Here is a 21,172-nt window from a genome sequence, read left to right as displayed (position 1 = left end):
CGGAGGAATGTAAGAAAGTCATCTGGCTAGAATGCCAGAATGCTAAAACCTATTCAAGAAGAGACAGCGTGTTTAATATTTCATCTATGATCTCATCCAACTCTTGCTGAATATTCGGATTTGTACAATTCACCAAGATAGAGAATACCACTTGCTGTTTTGGATACACAAAAAAATTAGAATAACCTCCTACTCCGTTGCCAATATGCCCATAAAAATGCCTCCCTTTTTTATCCATACTCACCTGCCATCCCAACCCATAATACGTGGGCTTACCATTCACCATTTCAGTGTTAATAAATTGGCACCAAGAATGTCTATCTGCTTTTTTTTGAAGATAGGCATTTCCAAAATTAGCAATATCATCAGAGGTGGAAAGAAAACCACCTCCTGCCTGTTTGTACCAATTATTCACAGGGATTGACTTTCTAAAACCTAGTCTATTCTTAGAATAGAAGGTTGCCGCCTTGGGATACCTTTTATGGGCAACTTCAGGGAATGTGTTTTGCAGTTTTAAAGGATGTAGCACCTTGTCTCTAACATATTCATCAAACGGAATCCCACTCGCCTCCTGCATGGCCAGGGATACCAATACCCAGTCGTAACTCGTATAATGGTAACTGGTTCCGGGTTCAAAGAGCAGTTCTGAATCCTTAAAAATTTCAATGCTTTCCTTAATGGAGTAGGGCTTGTTCAAACCGTGTTCCTTGCCTTGATACCCTCTTATGCCAGCTGTATGGCCTGCTAATTGACGAATGGTAAAATCATATTCCTTTTTCGGATAGAAGGGCACATACCTATAAAATGAAGTGTCGAGATCTATTATACCGTCTTCAACCATATGAGCCAAGGCTGTGGCAGCAATGGGCTTGGAGACACTGGCAATCCTAAACATAGTTTTCTTTGGGTCTATCCGCTTTTTAGTGTCCAGATCTGCATACCCAAACCCTTTTTGAAAAATGATGTTCCCTTCTTTTAAAACCGTAATAGCCAAACCTGGGGTCTTTTTTTCTTCAAAAAGTCTTTTCAATAAAATATCTGCTTGGAACAAGTTTTCGGGAACTATTCCTCTTCCTAATAATCTTTTAGAAACAAAAAAATTCTTGAGATATGTAAAAAGGGGAAATGTCATATAGCATTAAATATACGTATATCCTATCAAAACTATTTTTACATGCAAGTGCGTTAATTAGATTAACAATAGGAAGCTTAAGATTGATGGCGATCTCCTAATCTAGGAATATGAGTCGACCTTTATAAATTTCATCAACCTCCACTAAGGAAGGGCGTTCATAACTAACAACGTCTCCCGTACCCCTCAAGGTCCCCCTTAAGGACTGGGTAGGACGTAAAAGCATATCATTGGATCCCCTATGATCAAGACTGATATTTTCCGATATCAATTCATTGGCATCCAAACGGGAATCCCCAGCAGCAAAAGTAATATTGAAGTTAACGGTATTTCCCCTTAATTTAAAAAATGAAATTCCGTTCGAAACGATACGAACAATTTCGGAATTTAATTCCAAATCAAAAGAACCACTTGTGTTTTCTGCATCTGGTACTGTAAAAGACTCTGAAAGTAGTGCTATACTTTGGTAATTAAGGACACCATCACTAGATATCGGGAACCCTGTACTGCTTCTAATCTCCACAATATTTGGAGCTGTAACAAATATCTTTGTGAGGTTATAGTCGCGGGTAAAATTACAATCGTTTGTATCCCGTAAGAGCAATCTACCATCTACTACCTCAGCCGTAACCTCATTACGCAAGAACTCTCCAGTTTCTATTTCTACCATGGTAACATCACCTTGTTTAAGAATCAATTCAACATTATCGTAGACCGTTATTTTGTTAAATTCAGGAACAGACACTTCTTCCAATACTAAATCTCCTGCATTTTGAAAACAATCGGGTGCGTTTTCATTGTTACAAGAGGCAAGGAGAACCAACAACAAAAAAGATACTACTTTGAATATTTTGAACATCATTTTTGATTTTACTGATATCGAATATTATTTATTTTAAACCTAAAAAATACAGGGACTACTATTACAATCGTATCCCAACACCAAATTCTACAGCTTCTGCTTTCGCTCCGTGCGATTTCAAGGTGATGGCTGCAAATAATTTATCCCCAAAATATCGTTTTAGTCCTATTCTATTATAGACCCTTCCTTCAAAATCAAAGGGATAATAGACATAGTACCCCAACTGTGAGATCACAGAAATTTGATTAATAAAAAGTTCATGACCCACAAATAACCCCACTCTTTTATAATCATCATCCGCTGAAACTTGCAATTCTGGAAACGCTATGGATTGGTACCTGATCAATTCCTTTAAAAAATTGGAGAAAAATACATCTCCTCCCAATTGAAGTGCACTTTTTCTTCCCAATCTTTTATCTGCATAGGCAGAAACAATGTAAAAAGGATATTGTCCTGAATTGATCACATCACTTTCGTTTAGTCCCGTCCTAAAGGCAAAATTATAGCGAATTGGTTCTTTTATTTTTTCCTTCTCTACGGCTGGGAGGTAATCTATAGTTTTCCCTCCATCAAGGTCATACACCAGGCCAGCATTAAAGGCCAAAGTATTAGTAGAGGTATTAGGAGCCCTAAAATTGGCATTGGAGTAATGTACCACAGACAGTCCTACCTTAAATCCCAAACCTTTAAAAATATTTTCCTTATGGTAGTTTAGCATAAGATAGGTGGAACTTAAAAAATCTGATCCATAGGCATTATTCCTGAAGTTTTCTACTTTATCATAAGGGTTCGAAGTGTAAGCAATTCCCTGTCCCAGTCGGAATTGGAGATTTCTGTTAAGTAAATAGAAATTATAATGCGCATACAATCCATAATTCTTCCCTAAGGTACTATTGTTCATATCCTGATAGATGAAGGAATAACCCACGTCTGGATAATTGAACTCTGCCTCCCATTCTTCATACCCATAGGTTTTCCTATTCACCCCAAGAATCAATCCCCCTGGGTGGGCAGAGATCAGGTGAGAGATATCCGGATTATGTAAAATTATGGAACCATAAAACTGATTTACATCTATTGTATATTTTTCAGAGGCAGGATCGGTCTGCGAAAAACAAAGGGTACCAATTAAAAAGAAGGAGAGAATAAGGTTTCGATTCATGGGGTGTAAAAATAGGAAATAGATTTTAGTCGTTGTACATTGAAAATACCAATTCATATAAAAGAATCAAATTTCTACTCCTCGTATGACCCTTTGTTGAAAAATAGCTTCCTTTAAAATACCTCCTTCGCTATCGCCTTAATATTATCCGATTTTCCCATGGAATAATAATGTAGTACGGGCACTCCAGCTGCCTTAAGCTCATTAGATTGTTTAATAGCCCATTCTATCCCAATTTCACGTACAGCAGCATTGTTTTTACAATCATCAATAGCGTCTATTAGGTCTTGTGGAATATCTATCCTAAATACCTGTGGTAGTAGTTGCAGATGTCTTTTTATGGCAATGGGTTTTATCCCCGGGATGATTGGGACATTAATGCCCATAGCTTTTGCAGCTTCAACAAATTCAAAATATTTCTGGTTGTCAAAAAACATTTGGGTCACCACATAGTCCGCGCCTGCATTCACCTTTTCCTTCAACCTTTTTAAATCGGATTGAAGGGAGGGGGACTCTAAATGCTTTTCCGGATACCCAGCCACCCCTATACAGAAGTCGGCACAATCATCGGTCTCAATTACTTCATGCAAATATTTCCCCTGGTTTAAATTATAGATCTGTTTTACCAAATCAGTCGCATAGGTATGCCCTCCCTGAATAGGATTAAAATACTTTTCCTCTTTCATGGCATCTCCCCTTAAGGCCATTACATTTTGAATTCCCAAATAATGGCAATCTACCAAAAGATATTCTGTTTCTTCCCTTGTAAACCCTCCGCAGAGCACATGAGGCACCGTATCCACATCATATTTGTGCTTTATAGACGCACAAATTCCAACAGTTCCGGGACGCATACGGGTCAGTTTTTTATCCAAAAGGCCATCCCTATCTATATACACATATTCCTCCCTTGAGGTAGTCACATCTATAAAGGGCGGCTTAAATTCCATCAATGGATCTATGTTGTCATATAGTTCCTGAATATTTTTACCCTTAACTGGTGGAATAATCTCAAATGAGAATAAGGTTTCTCCTTTTGCGTTTGCAATGTGATCTGTTACTTTCATATCCTTTCCCCTGCCTTTGCTTTCTAAAATAAGGCTTTTTAGGGCTATTTTTCTTTGTTCCTAATTCTCTTTGAGCTTTTTAACGCGCTATCCGCCTACTATTTTTATAGAAATATTCTTCATTATTTCCGCAACCTATACCTTCATAAAAATGATACCGCTCCTATCCCTAACTCAAAAATTGAGTTTGCCTAAAGACTCTATTAATCATCTGCAATATTTGGCGCCAACCATTTTTCGGCCATTTCTTCTTTTATCCCCTTACGCCTGGCAAAATCATACACCTGGTCTTCTTTAATTTTACCAACCCCAAAATACCGGGCTTCGGGATGGGCAAAATAGTAGCCACTTACACTCGCCGCAGGCCACATGGCTAGGCTCTCGGTTAGTTTTACACCTATGCGCTCTTTTACCCTTAACAATTCCCAAAGGGTCAATTTATCCAAATGGTCAGGGCAAGCGGGATATCCTGGTGCCGGTCGTATGCCTTTATAAGCTTCTGAAATCAATTCTTCATTGGTCAATCGCTCATCGGAAGCATAGCCCCAATGATCCGTTCTGACCTCCTTGTGCAAATATTCGGCAAAAGCCTCAGCCAAACGGTCTGATAATGCTTTGATCATAATGGAATTGTAATCATCTAAATCCTTCTCATAGGCAGCTGCCAACTCAGCAGTCCCAAACCCAGTAGAAACACAAAAGAAGCCCAAATAATCCTGTAACTCAGATTCCTTTGGAGCTATGTAATCCGCAAGGGCAAAATTAGGTTTACCCTCATATTTTTTCAATTGTTGGCGCAAAGTCCTGAAAATAAATTTCTTTTTGTTTTGATGCTTTTTGCCATGATGCCCAGGTGGCACTACCACCTCTATATCGTCGTCATTAATACTATTTGCTGGAAACAGCCCGAATACAGCCTTAGCGGTGAGCAATTTTTCATCAAAGATCTTTTCCAATAGGTCCTGTGCATCTTTAAAAAGTTCGCTCGCTTCCTTACCCACTACCTCATCGGTTAAGATCGCAGGATACTTTCCATGCAGTTCCCAACTTCTAAAAAATGGGGTCCAATCGATAAAATTTTTTAATTTTCGAAGCTCTAAATCCTTAATAACTTGAATTCCCAATTCTTTTGGCACTACGATGTCCTTTTGGTTCCAGTCAATTTTATATTTATTGATACGTGCTTCCGATAGAGACAAATACTCTTTTCGTTTTCCACGTTTAGCAAATTGAACTCTAAATTCCTCGTAATCTAGTTTTATGGATTCCCTATAAGTCTTTGATGTGTCTTTTTGCAACAGATCCCCCACTACGGTCACCGCCCTAGAAGCATCATTCACATGAACCACTGCATTTTTATACTGTGGGTCTATCTTAACTGCTGTATGCGCCTTACTGGTAGTGGCTCCCCCTATTAATAAGGGTACAGAAAAATTCTGACGTTCCATTTCCTTGGCCAAATAAACCATCTCATCCAAGGAAGGAGTAATCAGGCCACTAAGACCAATGATATCAACCTTGTGTTCCTTTGCAGCATTGATAATCTTTTCTGGAGGTACCATGACCCCTAGGTCCACAATCTCATAATTATTACAAGCCAATACCACACTCACAATATTCTTTCCAATATCATGTACGTCGCCTTTTACGGTGGCCATCAGTATTTTTCCTGCTGAGGAACTACTTCCTTCCGCTAAGGGATTTTTTAACTTTTCCTCCTCTATATAAGGCAACAAATACGCTACGGCCTTTTTCATTACCCGAGCCGATTTAACAACCTGTGGTAAAAACATTTTACCACTTCCAAAAAGATCCCCAACCACATTCATCCCTGTCATCAAATGGCCTTCAATCACCTTGATGGGTTTGTCCACACTCTGTCTGGCTTCCTCCACATCCTCTATGATGTATTGGTCAATGCCCTTTACCAAGGCTCTGGTAATCCTATTTTGTAGGGGTTCTGTTCTCCAAGTGAGGTCTACCTTGCTTTCTTTAGTAGAACCAACAACGGTTTCTGCAAAATCTAACATGCGCTCTGTAGCATCATCCCTCCTGTTCAGGATAACATCCTCTACTCGCTCCAACAAATCTTTTGGAATATCATCATATACCTCCAACATGGTAGGGTTCACAATACCGATATTCATCCCGGCTTTTATAGCATGATAGAGGAATACGGAATGCATGGCCTCCCTTACTGGATTGTTTCCCCTAAAGGAAAAGGATACATTACTTACACCCCCACTGACACTGCAATGTGGAAGGTTCTTTTTTACCCAAGCGGTAGCCTCAATAAAATCTAGGGCATTTCGCTTGTGTTCATCCATTCCGGTGGCGACAGGAAAAACGTTTAAATCAAAAATGATATTCTCAGGAGCGAACTTTACCTTGTTTACCAAAATATCATAGGAACGTTTGCTGATCTCCAACCTGCGCTCATAATTATCTGCCTGTCCTTTCTCATCAAAGGCCATAACAATTACTGCTGCCCCATACCTTTTTACCAGTTTGGCGTGATGGATAAATTCTTCTTCCCCTTCCTTTAAGCTGATGGAGTTCACCACACATTTTCCCTGAACTACCTGAAGCCCGGCTTCAATGATTTCCCATTTGGAACTATCAATCATAATGGGCACACGCGAAATATCGGGTTCGGCAACTATTAGATTCAGGAATTTTACCATGGCCTCTTTGCCATCAATGAGTCCATCATCCATATTTATATCGATGATCTGGGCACCACCTTCCACTTGGTCTCGGGCAATATCCAAGGCCTCCTCAAATTTTTCGTCTTTGATGAGTCGGAGAAATTTTTTAGATCCAGCCACATTGGTTCGCTCCCCTACGTTCACGAAATTACTCTCGGGGGTGATGACCAAGGGTTCCAGACCCGATAATTTTAAATATTTTGTTTTTATAATGCTCATTTACGTGTCCTAATAACTATATACTATCAACCAACAACCTTCTGGGCTTAAAATTCTCTACAATTTCAGCTATAGCTTTTATATGTGCTGGGGTGGTCCCGCAGCAACCACCTACTATATTTACCAATCCTTTTTCCAAATACTCCTTTATCTGAGTAGCCATCTGGTCAGGTGTTTCATCATATTCTCCAAAGGCATTGGGCAACCCGGCATTGGGATGGGCAGAAACAAAAAATTCTGACTTTCCAGAAAGCACCTCCAAATGAGGCACTAATTGACTAGCACCCAAAGCACAGTTAAAACCTACCGAAAGGATAGGGATGTGACTAATAGATATTAAAAAAGCTTCGGCCGTTTGCCCTGATAAAGTTCTCCCTGAGGCATCTGTAATGGTCCCACTTACCATAATAGGCACATCTATACCTCTTGCCTCTTTTACCTCTTCTATCGCAAAAAGGGCTGCCTTTGCATTGAGGGTGTCAAAAATAGTCTCAACCAATAAAAGATCGGAACCCCCATCCAATAATGCCTCCACCTGTTGCTTATATGCTATTCTCAGGTCATCAAAGGAAACTGCCCTAAAACTAGGATCATTGACATCTGGAGACATACTAGCCGTTTTATTGGTAGGTCCAATACTCCCTGCCACAAATCTCGGTTTATTGGGATTCTTCTTCGTGAATTCATCGGCTACTTTCTTGGCAATACGGGCCGATTCATAATTTAATTCGTAAACCAATGCCTCCATATTGTAATCGGCCATGGCAATGGTAGTTCCGGAGAATGTATTGGTCTCTACTATATCGGCCCCAGCTTCAAAATACTTGCGATGTACTTCAGCTATGGCATCGGGTTGGGTCAATGAAAGTAAGTCATTGTTCCCTTGTAAGGGATGGCCCCAATCTTTAAAGCGTTCGCCCCTAAAATCTTCCTCGGTAAATTTATAGCGTTGGAGCATGGTTCCCATAGCACCATCTAATATCAGAATACGCTCTTTTAATATTTCTTTTATATTCTTCATATTCTTCACTTTGTGTTCAACCAAACATCCAACCCCAATGGGTCATATAAATGGTAATTCTTGTCTTTTCGTTACAACAAAAGACAATGAACAGGTCAGAGCCCAGATCGTAATTACGAAAGGACTATTAAAATTATACTATCAAGTAAGGAAAGGTGCAGACAATGTTGTCTTTCTTTAGGTTATCTACTCCCGTACTAAACATTCCAAAAAAGGAAGAATACGTGGATTAGAATGTAGCACCTTCTTTGTTCATCCCTATAGGAAAGGGTATTGAAAAAAGGGTTGCTAAGGCTTCATTGGGTCTAATCCCTCCGCCTTTCTTGATAACGGTTACAGTTTTTATAATGAACTAGGTACAAAGTAACACCACAGCATGATTAAAAACAAGGAAAGTAAGCTTTTTTTAAACCTTCCAAAAAGATTACATTTTTTCTGGAAGGTTTTTAGACTAATTCAAGTATATCTTAAGCTAATATGCTTTGTACAACTTCTTTTTTGGCTTCTTTTTTGGTGCCATCAAATCCTTCAACACCGCCAACAGTGGTATACTTCATTACATATCTCTTTCCTGGATTTATGCGTTGATAGGCACTTTGGCACATTACGGCAGCTTCATGGAATCCGGATAAGATCAACTTAAGCTTGCCTGGGTAAGTATTAACGTCGCCAATGGCATAGACCCCCGGGATATTGGTTTGGTAATCATATGAATTGTCTACTTTAATTGCATTTTTCTCAATTTCCAATCCCCAGTTCCCAATAGGCCCTAGTTTTGGTGACAAACCAAAGAGTGGTATAAATTCATTCACTTCCAAAAAGGTCTCTCCTTTCGAGGTATCGTTGTGCTTGATTAATACTGCCTCTAAGGTTTCAGATCCTTGAACCGAAACCACCTCTGCTTCTGTAAACAATCTAATCTTACCCAATTTTGCTAATTCTGCCGCTTTTTCAACGGAATCCAAGGCACCTCTGAACTCATTTCTGCGGTGTACTAAAGAAACCTCTGAAGCTACATTAGCCAAAAATATGGCCCAATCTAAAGCAGAATCACCACCTCCAGCAATCACCACCTTTTTATCGCGATATACTTCTGGGTCCTTGATCATATAAGAAACCCCTTTGTCTTCGTAATTAGCAATATTTGGAATCAATGGTTTCCTTGGCTCAAAGGATCCCAATCCTCCAGCTATAACCACTACAGGAGCATGATGCTTCGTTCCTTTATTCGTAGTAACGATGAACGTATCATCATCCAATTTTTCTAAGGTTTCAGCTCTTTCTCCCAATGTAAAGCCTGCATTAAAAGGCTTTATTTGCTCCATTAGGTTGTTTACAAGATCGCCTGCCAAGATTTCCGGAAATGCCGGAATATCATAAATAGGTTTTTTTGGATAAATCTCAGAACATTGTCCGCCTGGTTGAGGCAATGCATCTATTAAATGTGTTTTTAATTTTAATAATCCTGCTTCAAAAACAGTGAACAATCCCGTAGGTCCCGCTCCAATTATTAGTATATCCGTCTTTATCATACTGTCTGACTTTCTACTTGTTTATATTCTTGGGCAACCTCTAAAATAGCCGCCCTATGTTTAACTACTTCTCCAATTATTATTATCGCTGGATTTGCCAAATTTTGTCTGGCCACCTCCGCTTCTATTGTGGCTATAGTGGCAACGCCTACTTTTTCATCTTGCCGGGTACCATTTTGAATAATTGCAATGGGCAATTCTGATTTACCTTCTTGCTTGAATAGTTCCACTATTGCGGACAATTTGGACATCCCCATCAATATCACCACAGTAGCATTACTCTTTGCAGCCAAGGCAACATCGGTAGACAACTTATGCTCCTTGGTGGTTCCTGTAATTACCCAAAAACTTTCTGCCGCACCCCTCTTGGTAACGGGTATATTTTGGGATGCCGGCACAGCCAGAGAAGATGAGATTCCTGGAACCATGGCAACTTCTAATCCAGCCTTTACAGCATATTCCATTTCTTCGGCTCCCCTACCAAAAACAAAGGGATCACCGCCTTTTAGGCGTACCACATGTCCGTGGGAATAAGCCCTGCTGACAATAAGTTCATTAATCTGGTCCTGCTGATAAGCGTAACATCCTTTGCGTTTACCTACAAAAATATGTTCCGAATTCTTGGCATACTTCAACAACTCTGAATCTACCAAGGCATCGTACAGGACAACATCGGCAGACTCCAAAGCTTTGATTGCCTTTAAGGTAATCAACTCTATATCACCAGGCCCTGCCCCCACTACTGTTAATTTAGGCTCCCTATACATTTTCCAACTCTAATTTTCTGTAGACTGCCACTTTTTTCAAAAATGTGTTCGCATCTTTCAAATATGCTTTAGCGAAATCCTCAGTAGGTTCATTCTTATTCAATTGCAATGCCAAGACTTCAAATGAAGTATCTAAGCTTATTTTTTCCGAAGACACAAAAACGGTATCAAAATCTTTGATAATTCCGACATGTGTATTCGTTTTATGATTTTCTGATGTCAATAATGCTTTCGCTGAATTCACCATAGAGGCATAGGAATGATAGATACTAGCAGCCCATTTTTTATCCTCCAAGGCTATTTGCGCATTGGCGATTTTTTCCTCGGACTCGTACAATAAAGTAGCGATTAAATCAATAACAACTCCTGCACATTCCCCAACACCAATAGCTTGGACATATTCATCAGTGTTACCCCAATCAATAAAATCATCTTGGGTCAAATTCTCAGTATCTGCCAAGGGTTTCAAAAAGTCGTAGAAATAGATTTGGCCCTTCTCCACATAGTAATCCATAAAAGACTGTCCGTTACCATTGACTTCAAAATCGTCCAAGATTAATCTCAAAGCTTGTGGTCCCCTTTTGCTGGGCACTTTAATCACCTTGTCTGCAAACAATCCTCTTCCATTCCCTTTATTTCCACCACCCAAAAGAACCTGTAATGCTGGTGCTACTAATTTATTCTTAGTTCTAATAGACATACCCTGAAAACCTATGTTGGCCATATTGTGCTGTCCACAGGCATTCATACAACCACTAATTTTTATTACCACATCGGGGTTTTTAATGTACTGCGGATATTCAGCAGCTATCACTCGCTCTAACTCTGCTGCAATACCTGTACTACTAGCAATACCTAGGTTACAGGTATCGGTTCCAGGACAAGCGGTGATATCCAAGGCTTTGTTATAGCCAGCTTCTGCAAATCCAAGTTTTTCTAACTCCGTGTAAAAAAATGGCAGTAAGGCTTCTTTTACATATGGGATGAGGATATTTTGACGTAGAGAAAGACGAATTTCACCTGCAGCGTATTTCTCTACGACATCTGCCAAAGCACGTGCCTTGTCTATATAGAAATCGCCCAATTTCACCTTCACTCCAATAGCTACAAAACCCTCTTGTTTCTGGGGTACAACATTAGTTCCTTTCCAATTTTCAAATGCTTCCTTGTTTACTATGGTTACTTCAGGTGCGTTTACTTCAGAAATTTTTGATTGCGGATAAGCTGTGGCATCAATTGGATAGGTTGTAAAGGGAACAGCCTTTTGTTCAGCTTCCAATAATTCCTTAAAGCCATCTAGTCCTAAGTCCTTTAATAAGAATTTCATTCTCGCTTTGGCCCTACTTTTACGTTCCCCGTATCGGTCAAATACCCTCACCACACCTTCCATCATAGGAATAATCTGATCTGATGGCAAAAAGGAGAACAATTCATCGGCATGACGTGGTTGGGAACCTAAACCCCCACCCAACATTACTTTAAAACCGGGAACTCTGTTTTGGAGCTTGGCGATAAAACCAAGATCATGCATATAAGAAAGTCCCGTATCCGCATCACTGGCAGAAAAAGAAACTTTGAACTTCCTTCCCATTTCCTGACTGACGGGATTCCTTAAAAAATATTGGAACAAGGCGTGTGCGTAAGGGGATACATCAAAAGGTTCTTCCGTATCTATCCCTGCTGTTTCACTAGCGGTTACATTTCTAACTGTATTCCCACAGGCTTCTCTCAATGTGATATCATCCTTTTCCAATTGGGACCATAGTTCAGGAGTACGGTTAAGATCTACATAATGAATCTGAATATCCTGTCTTGTGGTAATATGAAGTCGCCCTGTAGAATATTCTTCAGAAACATCACAGATCCTTCTCAATTGGTTGGAGGAAACTTTTCCGTAAGGCAATTTGATACGTATCATTTGTACCCCTTCCTGACGTTGCCCATAAACACCTCTTGCCAATCGAAGGCTTCTAAACTTTTCCTCATCCAATTTCCCTTCATGGAACTGGCGTATTTTGGACTCTAAATCAATGATGTCCTTTTGTACTATGGGATCTTCTATTTCGGTTCTAAAACTCTGCATAAGAATGCTTCTCTTTTAATATTAGCTTTTTTTAATATCCCTATTTATTCTATGTGTTTAGTAGGATAAATTTAAAAGGACGATCTCACTTTAATAATTTACTAAGGGAATCAGTTTATAAAACCAACCCCTGCCGTTGTATTAGATTGGGTATCTATTAAAATAAATGACCCGTTGGATTTGTTGTCTTTGTAGGCATCAAAATAAATAGGTCTACTCAGTTTGATAATCACTTCCCCTATTTCGTTCAAAGCCAATTTATTATTGGCATCATGCACCCCAGTATATTCCGTAGACACCACATTATTAATGGCATCAATCTTGGAAAGCACCTTATTGGTATTATGTTGTACTAAGTATTTGGTTCCAGGTTGTAATTGTTTACTATCCATCCAACATACCGTTGCCGAAATCTGCTTATCTATTTTTGGCAGTTCATTGCTCTTTACCAACATATCCCCTCTAGTGATATTGATATCATCTTCCAAGGTGATATTAACAGAACTGCCAGCAACAGCTTCATCATATTTTTTATCAAAAAAGTAGATTTCCTTTACTTTGGATTGTGTCAAGGAAGGTAAAACAGTTACGTTGTCGCCCACTTTTAAACTACCACCGTAAATTTTACCGGCATAGCCTCTAAAATCATGATATTCATCTTTTTTGGGTCGGATGACCGTTTGAACCGGAAAACGTACCTGCCCTTTTTCATATACATCTACAGCCTGTAAATTTTCCAAATGCCCCAGTATCGTGTTTCCATCGTACCAAGCCATGGCATCAGATTTTACCACGATATTGTCCCCTTTAAGCGCGCTTACAGGAATATAGCTCACATGTTGCTCTTGGTAGGTGCTTTTCGCATTCAGGGCTTCAAAATCCCTTTTGATATCGTTGAACACTTCTTCTGAAAAATCTACCAGATCCATTTTATTGACCGCAACGATGACATCTTTTACCTTTAAAAGGTTATTGATGAAGAAATGACGATAGGTCTGTTCAATCACCCCTTTTCTGGCATCTATTAGAATAATGGCAACTTGGGAGGTAGATGCGCCAGTAACCATATTCCTAGTATACTCTACGTGCCCAGGGGTATCGGCAATAATATAACTCTTGGTAGGAGTAGAGAAATAGATATGGGCCACATCAATGGTAATGCCCTGTTCCCTTTCTGCCACTAGTCCGTCCGTAGCTAAAGAGAAATCTAAATAATCATAGCCTCGCTGCCTGCTACTTCGTTCTATGGCCTCCAGCTTATCATCTGTGAGTGATTTTGTATCGTAAAGCAACCTTCCTATTAAGGTACTCTTCCCATCATCTACACTTCCTGCCGTTGCTATTTTTAGTACTTCCATTTCTTTATTTACCTCTCTTGAGGAAAGGATTTATTATTTTATTGTCTCTTGATTATGGTTTGCACGCTCCCAATTATGGATTAAGTCTAAAAATATCCTTGTTGCTTGCGTTTTTCCATGGCCGCTTCGGACCGTTTATCATCTATACGGGCTCCTCGCTCAGAAATTTTTGATTCCCGTATTTCAGCAACCACCTTATCAATGGTATCTGCATGGGATAAAACGGCAGCCGTACAGGACATATCCCCTACGGTTCTAAATCTCACTGTTCTTTCCTCTACCTTTTCATCTTCTGCACGAAAAACTACTCCGTCTTCGGCGGACCAGATCAGTCCGTCCCTCACGAAAATATGACGTTGATGAGCAAAATAAATAGAAGGTATTTCAATATCTTCCTTTTGGATATAGCTCCACACATCCAATTCTGTCCAGTTGCTGATAGGGAAAACTCTCACATTCTGACCAATTTCGATTTCTCCATTTAGCATATCGAACAATTCAGGACGTTGATTTTTCTCATCCCACTGGCCAAAGTCGTCACGGACAGAAAAAATACGTTCTTTTGCCCTTGCCTTTTCTTCATCTCTTCTGGCACCACCTATACAGGCATCAAATTTAAATTCCTCAATAGCATCTAAAAGCGTTGTGGTTTGCAACATATTCCTGCTAGCATATTTACCGGACTCCTCCACTACTTTCCCTTGGTCAATGGAGTCCTGAACATTACGAATGATCAGCTCCACACCCAACTCTTTAGCTAATCTATCGCGAAATTCTATGGTTTCAGGAAAATTGTGACCAGTATCAATATGCATTAAAGGAAAGGGAATTTTTGCAGGAAAAAATGCTTTTTGTGCCAGTCTAACCAAGGTAATAGAGTCCTTACCTCCAGAAAACAACAACACAGGTCTTTCAAACTGAGCCATTACTTCCCTAAAAATGTAAATAGCCTCATTTTCTAAGGCATTGGTTTGCAAAACCCTTGTTTCTGAACTTTTTGATATTCTTTGTGAACCTAATATTGCTGTTTCCAAACTATTTATTTTAAATTTTCCTAACCCAACAGGATCTAGAAAAGTTGATTTTTGTCTTTTTTATTAGTTATGCAAACCACATTCACGGTTTTCTAACACCTTGGTAGGATCACAATATTTATGTTCATTGGGCAGACCACGCTGTGCGAGGTAAGCATCCAACTGAACATCATTCCAATGATAAAATGGACTCACCTTAAGGACCCCATCCTTACTCAGACTCAAAACATCTAGGGTATTGCGCAGTGCAGTCTGACCCTTTCTTAAATTGGTGAACCATACATCTGGCTTATGTTCAACCATAGCCCGTTTAAAAGGCTCCAATTTCACCTGTTCTGTAAAAATATCATGCTTAGTAGGGTCCTCAATACCTGGAATACCCATAACAGCATCTCTATGCGCTACTGTTTGCTTTGGAACGTATAACTTTATGTTTAAGTCCAATTTAGCAATCAGCTCTTCGGCATGTCTATACGTATTGGGGGTGTTATAACCCGTATCGCACCAGATTACTGGTACATCCTTTTCAACATCCGTGACCGCATGAAGTATGGCTACTTCATAAGGACGAAAATTTGTAGTTACCACAGCATTTTTAGCATATTGAAAGGCCCAAGAAATAATCTCTTCTGGGGGGATCCCTTTGAATTGAGCGTTAAGATCCTTTATTTGTTGTTCCGTAAATTTCATTTTTTCTTAATTTGATGTGCTTTAACTTTATCTCAAATTACTTGCCCCAGTTAATGGCGTTCCATGCCCTTTCGTGAAAAAAGTACAATAACATCTTCGTAAACAATTCTACCAAACCTATAGAAAAGGCTACTTTTGCCGTCCCTGTCACCATCCAAGAAATTAAAATTGTATCGATGGTACCTATGAGTCTCCAGCTAATAGATTTAACAATACTCCTTTTTGGTTGCTCTGTTTTCCTATCCGACTTATAGCTAGTACTACTTGCTTTTTTGCCTAATATCAATTGTTCTGCTATCATGTGAAATTTATTAAACTATAATCCTATGGACTTAGTAGAGTAAGCAAAAATAAAATTTATTTTTATATATAGATGAAAAAGAATCGTAAATACTACTTTTACCCTATAGTTTTAATAGATTAATTGAAACGAAGTCTATTTTTTGAGAAATCCTTATTAAATAATTGAAGACATTTTAAGTAATTGGGCTTAGGACATTAAATCGGCAAGGGTATTGTTGCCAAAAACCTGCAACGTACTATCCCTAACTTGAATCATAAGTTTATGAACAGAACAAGCTTCCTGATCGGGACAGTCACTACATTTTTCGTAGAAATTAATACTTACACAAGGGATTAGGGCTATAGGACCTTCCAAAACCCTCATAATGGTGGTCATTGAAATATCCTTGGGGTCTTTTATAAGGTAATAACCTCCACCCTTTCCTTTTTTAGAACCTAAAAAACCAGTTTTACGAAGTGTTAGTAGAATACTTTCTAGAAATTTTTGGGAAATATTCTCGTGATTCGCTATTTCAGCAATTTGAACGGGCTCCCTATCTCTTTGGTTTGCCAAAAAGGTGAGCGCCTTTAATCCGTACTTGGTTTTCTTAGAAAGCATAATACGAATATAGCAAAATTTGGTATTGCTTGTTAGGCGGTAATTTTCAGTTTTTCTAGTCTATTATAACCCCAGCTTCTACCTAAGTGCTTGGTCTATATCAGCAATAATGTCATCTATATGTTCCAATCCCACAGAAACCCTTACCATGCCATCTGTAATCCCCGCACCCAATCGCTCTTCGCTAGTCAACTTACTATGGGTCGTAGATGCTGGATGTGTAACAATACTCCGTGCATCACCTAAATTAGCTGATAAGGAAAGTAATTTTATGGCATCAAAGAATTTTTTACCAGCCTCTACCCCACCCTTCACATCAAAGGCAACGACACAACCTCCTGCTTTCATCTGCTTTTTAGCAATTTCATATTGGGGGTGCGACTTTAAAAATGGATATTTCACCCAATTCACATTAGGATGATCTTCTAAAAATTGGGCAAGCTTTAAAGCGTTCTCGCAATGACGGTCTACCCTTACGGATAAGGTTTCTAAACTTTTAGATATTACCCAGGCATTAAAGGGAGATAAAGCCGGTCCTGTTATGCGGGAAAAACGGTACACCTTGTCCATTAGCTCCCTACCTCCCACGGTGATACCAGCCATTACACGACCCTGACCATCCATCAGTTTTGTTCCAGAATGTATAACCAAATGAGCTCCAAATTTCATGGGTTGCTGTAAATATGGAGAGGCAAAACAATTGTCTACTATAAAAATCAAATTATGCTTTTTGGCAATTACGCCCAACACCTCAAGATCCAAGATATCTACTCCTGGATTGGTTGGGGATTCTGCATATATAATTTTAGTTTTTGAAGTGATGAGGCTCTCAATGGTTTTTTCCTCCCCAATTTTGAAATAAGTGGTATCAATCTTCCACTTCGGAAAAAACTGGGTAAAAAGGCTGTGTGTAGAACCAAAAATACTACGAGAAGAAATAATATGGTCTCCACTTTCCAAAAGGGCAGCAAAAGTCGAAAATACAGCTGCCATTCCCGATGCAAAAGCAAAACCTTCTTCTGCTCCCTCCATTTTACATACCTTTTCTATGAACTCTGACGAATTTGGGTTACTATATCTAGAATAAATATTCCTTTCTTTTTCCTCAGCAAAAGAAGCCCTCATATCTTCTGCGTCCTCAAAAACAAAACTTGAGGTCAGATACATAGGTGTTGAATGCTCCAAATACTGACTTCGTTTCGTTTGGGTGCGTATAGCTTCCGTTTCAAACTTTTTTTCCATAATCAACTTTTCTCAATAATACGTAATATATCTCCAAATACCCCTCTAGCAGTTACCGCTGCACCTGCACCCGCTCCTTGAATTACTAAAGGTTTTTCACCATAGGATTCCGTGTAAATCTCAATGATAGAATCAGAACCCTTCACTTGTCCCAAGGCACTTTCTTTGGGTACCGAGACTAATTTTACTTGCAATACACCTTTTTCTTTTTGTAAGTCCCCTGAAAGATCTCCCACATACCGCAGGACATGATTTGGTTTTTGTTGTTTTTTGATGATCTCAAATTTTTCATCCAATATCTCCAAATGCTGCAAAAATTCTGAAACACTCCCGTTTCTTAATTCGCTTGGAATCAAATTTTGGATCTCAATATCCGAGAACTCATTGCTCAGATCGAGCTCTCTGGCCAGAATAAGTAATTTTCTACCTACGTCATTACCAGAAAGGTCCTCCCTTGCATCTGGTTCGGTAAATCCCTTATCCATTGCTTCCTTCAAGATACTGGAAAAAGTAGTATTCTCTTCAGAAAAAGTATTAAAGATATAACTCAAGGAACCAGAAAATACCCCTTTTATTCTGGTGATATTCTCCCCAGACATATGCAGTAATTTTATAGTATCTATTAACGGCAACCCCGCCCCTACATTGGTTTCGTACAGATATTGTTTTTGATGTTTGTCCAATTCTTCCCTTAATAATTGGTAAAAATCAAATCCCAAGGTATTAGCAATCTTATTGGAAGATACTAGGTCGAATCCGTTTTCCACGAAGTCGAAATAATGTGCCACAAAATCCTGATTGGCTGTATTATCAACGGCTATCAAGTTTTCCAAATGATAGTTCTTCGCAAAATCGAAAATGTCTTTTAGTTGGTATTCCATGCCCTTGGCACCTATATCCGACTTCCAATTCTTGGATATGCCTTTAGCATTAAAAAGAACTCTTTTGGAATTCGCTACTGCAAAGACATTGAGGTGTATCCCATTTCTTTTTTCAATCTTCTTGGAAGATTGCAATATTTGATCTATCAAGGTTCCCCCTACATTCCCATGCCCAAAAATAGCAATATTTACCTTCTTGCTAATTCCAAAAATCTGACCGTGCATTACATTAAGAGCCTTGTGCAGGTCGGTCTTTTTAAATACCAAACTCACATTCTTCCCTGATACGGTATTATTAAATAATAAGGGTACTATCTGGTTTTTTATCAACGCATTATAGGGCTTGTGAAAAGTGCTCAAATCCTCTCCTACAATAGAGATGATGGAGACGTGTTCCACTACCGTAATCATACTGATATCTTGGGAATGGAAATCGTGCTCAAATTCCTCTTCCAAGGCCATTTTTGCCAAAACGGCCTTATCAGTAGCAACTACCAATCCAATACCCCTTTCAGAGGATCCCTGTGAAATAATACTAACACTAATTTTATTATCACCCAAGGCCCTAAAAATTCTGGCATCCACACCCACCTTTCCCAAAAGGCCACGACCCTCCAAATTAATTAGGGACATATGCTCAAATACAGATAAGGATTTGATTCCTTCTACGTCTGTTTTCGCACTAATAAGAGTTCCCTTATTATCATTGTTAAAGGTGTTTAATATTCGTAAGGGGATATTCTTCTCTATGAGAGGAATAATAGTCTTGGCATGCAAAATCGTGGTTCCAAAATTCGCAAGCTCATTGGCTTCCCCATAGGAAAGTTCTGAAATAATTTTGGCATCCGGTACTAAATCCGGATTGGCCGTAAAAATTCCATCCACATGGGTATAACTTTGTAATTCCTCGGCATTTAAATAGTTGGCCAATAACGAGGCCGTATAATTACTGCCATTTCTCCCTAAGGTAGTGGTCACATTATTTGTATTGGAAGCAATAAAACCTGCAATGATAGGAATGCAGTCCGTTTTTAATTTACCAAATTCGTAGACCACGTTATCCCTAGACAAGCCATCCAAAACCTGGGCATCACCAAAAGTGGCATCGGTCTTGATTAAATTTTTTGAATCTAACAACAAGGCTTTTATTCCTCTTCCTATCAATAACTTGGTTAGTAATTTGGCGGAAATAAGCTCTCCGTAAGATAATACCTGGTCCTTGATTTTAGAACTATAATCTCCGAGGAGGGAAACCCCTTCGAATAATTTCACCAACTCTGAAAATTCTTTAGATAGGTCCACATTGTTGTATGTGTGTCTTTGGTACTTTTCAAAAGCTTCAAAATCTTGAGCATAATTTTTTCCCTCTGCAGCCTTTTCCAAAATGGCCTCCAGTTGATCCGTTGCCTTGTCTCGCGCAGATAATACTATCGCTATTTTTTCTCCCTCTGTAACTTTGGACGTGATAATATCCAAAACTCGTTCTATTCCTTCCCCATTGGCCAAAGATCTACCACCAAATTTTAGCACCTTTATTCTCTTGGAATCTCCATTTTGGTCAAAAATACCTTTTAGAAGTTCCTGCACCTGATTAAACTCAATTAAAAAAGCATCATGACCATGCAGGGAATGAATTTCTCCATAGGTAACCTTACTATTGGCCTGTGCCCATTGTTTAAAGGTCTCCTTATTTTCCTTGGCGGTAAAGAACAGATCAGAATCTACCCCTATGATATGAATATTGGTATCACTCTTCTGCAATTTTATAAAGCGTTCGTCTCCACCCCTAGTTACATCTATAGTCTTCAATAATTGGTTGGCCAATTTATAGGCCGATAATTGAAACCGCTCTTGCAACTTATTCCCGTGGTGTAGCAACCAGCTTTCCACATTAAACACCTTAAGTTCTTCATTGGTGCTTCTCTTAAAACGCTCTTTGAAGGACTCTGGCGTTCTATAGCATAACATGGCATGCATCCGGGCATCTTGAACAGGCTGTTTGGAATTTACCAAAAACTGTTCCTGAATCTGACAGTTCGCTATTAACCAATCCGTGGACTTCCAGTCCGAAGCCACCGGTATCAAATGCTCTGTGAGCTTAGGATTCAAAACCGACATTTCCCAAGCAATACCGCCTCCAAGGGAACCCCCGATCAAGGCATACAGCCTTTTAATATCCAACAATTTCAAGCCCTCTAAAAAAATATTAGCAATATCCCTTGCCACAAAATCCTTATAGTTTTCTATGACAAAACCATCGTACCCATTGCCCGGAATATTAAAACAAAGCACGGTGTATTTTTTGGTGTCTATGCACTTATCGTCTCCAATTAAGGCAGACCACCATCCGTGCTCTCCAGCGACATCAGAATTACCCGTGAGTGCATGGTTTACCAAAACTATAGGGGCCGTATGCAATTCTGGTCCAAATAGCTGATAGGACAATACTATATCCAAACTGCTTCCGCTATAGGTGGTGTATTTGTTAATCTTTAAATGCTTTAACATAAACG

At 39.2% G+C, this 21,172-nt stretch carries 16 protein-coding genes and 1 riboswitch; all 16 genes read right to left on the bottom strand.

What is annotated here, in order from left to right; translation table 11 throughout:
• Positions 1-49: 49 nt before the first annotated feature.
• Positions 50-1,132: a serine hydrolase domain-containing protein gene (locus ABXZ36_RS12800; RefSeq protein WP_354616071.1), complete on the bottom strand. Its 1,083-nt coding sequence runs from the start codon at positions 1,130-1,132 to the stop codon at positions 50-52.
• Between the two features lie 97 nt (positions 1,133-1,229).
• A complete protein-coding gene (locus ABXZ36_RS12795) occupies positions 1,230-1,991 on the bottom strand; it encodes a head GIN domain-containing protein (protein WP_354616070.1) in 762 nt (253 codons plus the stop codon).
• Positions 1,992-2,055: 64 nt separating this feature from the next.
• A complete protein-coding gene (locus ABXZ36_RS12790; RefSeq protein ID WP_354616069.1) occupies positions 2,056-3,156 on the bottom strand; it encodes an acyloxyacyl hydrolase in 1,101 nt (366 codons plus the stop codon).
• A gap of 113 nt (positions 3,157-3,269) precedes the next feature.
• Complete coding sequence (gene metF / locus ABXZ36_RS12785; protein ID WP_354616068.1) at positions 3,270-4,223, bottom strand: methylenetetrahydrofolate reductase [NAD(P)H]; 954 nt, start codon at positions 4,221-4,223, stop codon at positions 3,270-3,272.
• 203 nt (positions 4,224-4,426) lie between these two features.
• Positions 4,427-7,150 carry a methionine synthase gene (metH, locus tag ABXZ36_RS12780; protein ID WP_354616067.1) on the bottom strand — a complete coding sequence of 908 codons (2,724 nt, stop codon included), beginning with the start codon at positions 7,148-7,150 and terminating at the stop codon, positions 4,427-4,429.
• Between the two features lie 16 nt (positions 7,151-7,166).
• Entirely contained in the window at positions 7,167-8,171 is a 1,005-nt protein-coding gene (locus tag ABXZ36_RS12775) for a homocysteine S-methyltransferase family protein (RefSeq protein ID WP_354616066.1), read from the bottom strand.
• A gap of 179 nt (positions 8,172-8,350) precedes the next feature.
• A riboswitch (SAM riboswitch) is annotated at positions 8,351-8,504 on the bottom strand.
• Positions 8,505-8,638: 134 nt separating this feature from the next.
• Entirely contained in the window at positions 8,639-9,703 is a 1,065-nt protein-coding gene (locus tag ABXZ36_RS12770; RefSeq protein WP_354616065.1) for an NAD(P)/FAD-dependent oxidoreductase, read from the bottom strand.
• Positions 9,700-10,470: a uroporphyrinogen-III C-methyltransferase gene (gene cobA / locus ABXZ36_RS12765; RefSeq protein ID WP_354616064.1), complete on the bottom strand. Its 771-nt coding sequence runs from the start codon at positions 10,468-10,470 to the stop codon at positions 9,700-9,702. The genes ABXZ36_RS12770 and cobA overlap by 4 nt, the downstream gene beginning before the upstream one ends.
• Positions 10,463-12,553, bottom strand: coding sequence for a ferredoxin-like domain-containing protein (locus ABXZ36_RS12760; protein ID WP_354616063.1), 2,091 nt, complete (start codon positions 12,551-12,553; stop codon positions 10,463-10,465). The genes cobA and ABXZ36_RS12760 overlap by 8 nt, the downstream gene beginning before the upstream one ends.
• A 110-nt stretch (positions 12,554-12,663) precedes the next feature.
• Positions 12,664-13,911 (bottom strand): sulfate adenylyltransferase subunit 1, encoded by a 1,248-nt coding sequence (locus tag ABXZ36_RS12755; protein WP_354616062.1) that lies wholly within the window; start codon positions 13,909-13,911, stop codon positions 12,664-12,666.
• Between the two features lie 86 nt (positions 13,912-13,997).
• Positions 13,998-14,915 (bottom strand): sulfate adenylyltransferase subunit CysD, encoded by a 918-nt coding sequence (gene cysD, locus ABXZ36_RS12750; RefSeq protein WP_354616174.1) that lies wholly within the window; start codon positions 14,913-14,915, stop codon positions 13,998-14,000.
• Positions 14,916-15,008: 93 nt separating this feature from the next.
• Positions 15,009-15,635: a phosphoadenosine phosphosulfate reductase domain-containing protein gene (locus ABXZ36_RS12745; RefSeq protein ID WP_354616061.1), complete on the bottom strand. Its 627-nt coding sequence runs from the start codon at positions 15,633-15,635 to the stop codon at positions 15,009-15,011.
• Positions 15,636-15,672: 37 nt separating this feature from the next.
• Entirely contained in the window at positions 15,673-15,936 is a 264-nt protein-coding gene (locus tag ABXZ36_RS12740; protein ID WP_354616060.1) for a DUF2061 domain-containing protein, read from the bottom strand.
• A 189-nt stretch (positions 15,937-16,125) separates the two neighbouring features.
• The gene (locus ABXZ36_RS12735; protein ID WP_354616059.1) at positions 16,126-16,536 is read right to left on the bottom strand and encodes an RrF2 family transcriptional regulator; all 411 of its coding nucleotides are present in this window, start codon (positions 16,534-16,536) and stop codon (positions 16,126-16,128) included.
• Positions 16,537-16,614: 78 nt separating this feature from the next.
• A complete protein-coding gene (locus ABXZ36_RS12730; protein WP_354616058.1) occupies positions 16,615-17,778 on the bottom strand; it encodes a trans-sulfuration enzyme family protein in 1,164 nt (387 codons plus the stop codon).
• 2 nt (positions 17,779-17,780) lie between these two features.
• The gene (thrA, locus tag ABXZ36_RS12725) at positions 17,781-21,167 is read right to left on the bottom strand and encodes a bifunctional aspartate kinase/homoserine dehydrogenase I (protein ID WP_354616057.1); all 3,387 of its coding nucleotides are present in this window, start codon (positions 21,165-21,167) and stop codon (positions 17,781-17,783) included.
• Positions 21,168-21,172 lie beyond the last annotated feature (5 nt).

Origin of the sequence: Sediminicola arcticus (assembly GCF_040566695.1) — a bacterium.
GTDB lineage: Bacteria > Bacteroidota > Bacteroidia > Flavobacteriales > Flavobacteriaceae > Sediminicola > Sediminicola arcticus.
This window is presented reverse-complemented; position numbering and strand designations above follow the sequence as displayed.

What these genes read in the sequence shown, in the direction of transcription:
- ABXZ36_RS12760 (WP_354616063.1), bottom strand. Translation starts at nt 12,553, where the DNA reads ATGCAGAGTTTTAGAACCGAAATAGAAGATCCCATAGTACAAAAGGAC.
- ABXZ36_RS12755 (WP_354616062.1), bottom strand. Translation starts at nt 13,911, where the DNA reads ATGGAAGTACTAAAAATAGCAACGGCAGGAAGTGTAGATGATGGGAAG.
- ABXZ36_RS12790 (WP_354616069.1), bottom strand. Translation starts at nt 3,156, where the DNA reads ATGAATCGAAACCTTATTCTCTCCTTCTTTTTAATTGGTACCCTTTGT.
- ABXZ36_RS12730 (WP_354616058.1), bottom strand. Translation starts at nt 17,778, where the DNA reads ATGGAAAAAAAGTTTGAAACGGAAGCTATACGCACCCAAACGAAACGA.
- ABXZ36_RS12735 (WP_354616059.1), bottom strand. Translation starts at nt 16,536, where the DNA reads ATGCTTTCTAAGAAAACCAAGTACGGATTAAAGGCGCTCACCTTTTTG.
- ABXZ36_RS12745 (WP_354616061.1), bottom strand. Translation starts at nt 15,635, where the DNA reads ATGAAATTTACGGAACAACAAATAAAGGATCTTAACGCTCAATTCAAA.
- ABXZ36_RS12740 (WP_354616060.1), bottom strand. Translation starts at nt 15,936, where the DNA reads ATGATAGCAGAACAATTGATATTAGGCAAAAAAGCAAGTAGTACTAGC.
- ABXZ36_RS12770 (WP_354616065.1), bottom strand. Translation starts at nt 9,703, where the DNA reads ATGATAAAGACGGATATACTAATAATTGGAGCGGGACCTACGGGATTG.
- ABXZ36_RS12795 (WP_354616070.1), bottom strand. Translation starts at nt 1,991, where the DNA reads ATGTTCAAAATATTCAAAGTAGTATCTTTTTTGTTGTTGGTTCTCCTT.
- metF (WP_354616068.1), bottom strand. Translation starts at nt 4,223, where the DNA reads ATGAAAGTAACAGATCACATTGCAAACGCAAAAGGAGAAACCTTATTC.
- thrA (WP_354616057.1), bottom strand. Translation starts at nt 21,167, where the DNA reads ATGTTAAAGCATTTAAAGATTAACAAATACACCACCTATAGCGGAAGC.
- ABXZ36_RS12775 (WP_354616066.1), bottom strand. Translation starts at nt 8,171, where the DNA reads ATGAAGAATATAAAAGAAATATTAAAAGAGCGTATTCTGATATTAGAT.
- ABXZ36_RS12800 (WP_354616071.1), bottom strand. Translation starts at nt 1,132, where the DNA reads ATGACATTTCCCCTTTTTACATATCTCAAGAATTTTTTTGTTTCTAAA.
- cobA (WP_354616064.1), bottom strand. Translation starts at nt 10,470, where the DNA reads ATGTATAGGGAGCCTAAATTAACAGTAGTGGGGGCAGGGCCTGGTGAT.
- metH (WP_354616067.1), bottom strand. Translation starts at nt 7,150, where the DNA reads ATGAGCATTATAAAAACAAAATATTTAAAATTATCGGGTCTGGAACCC.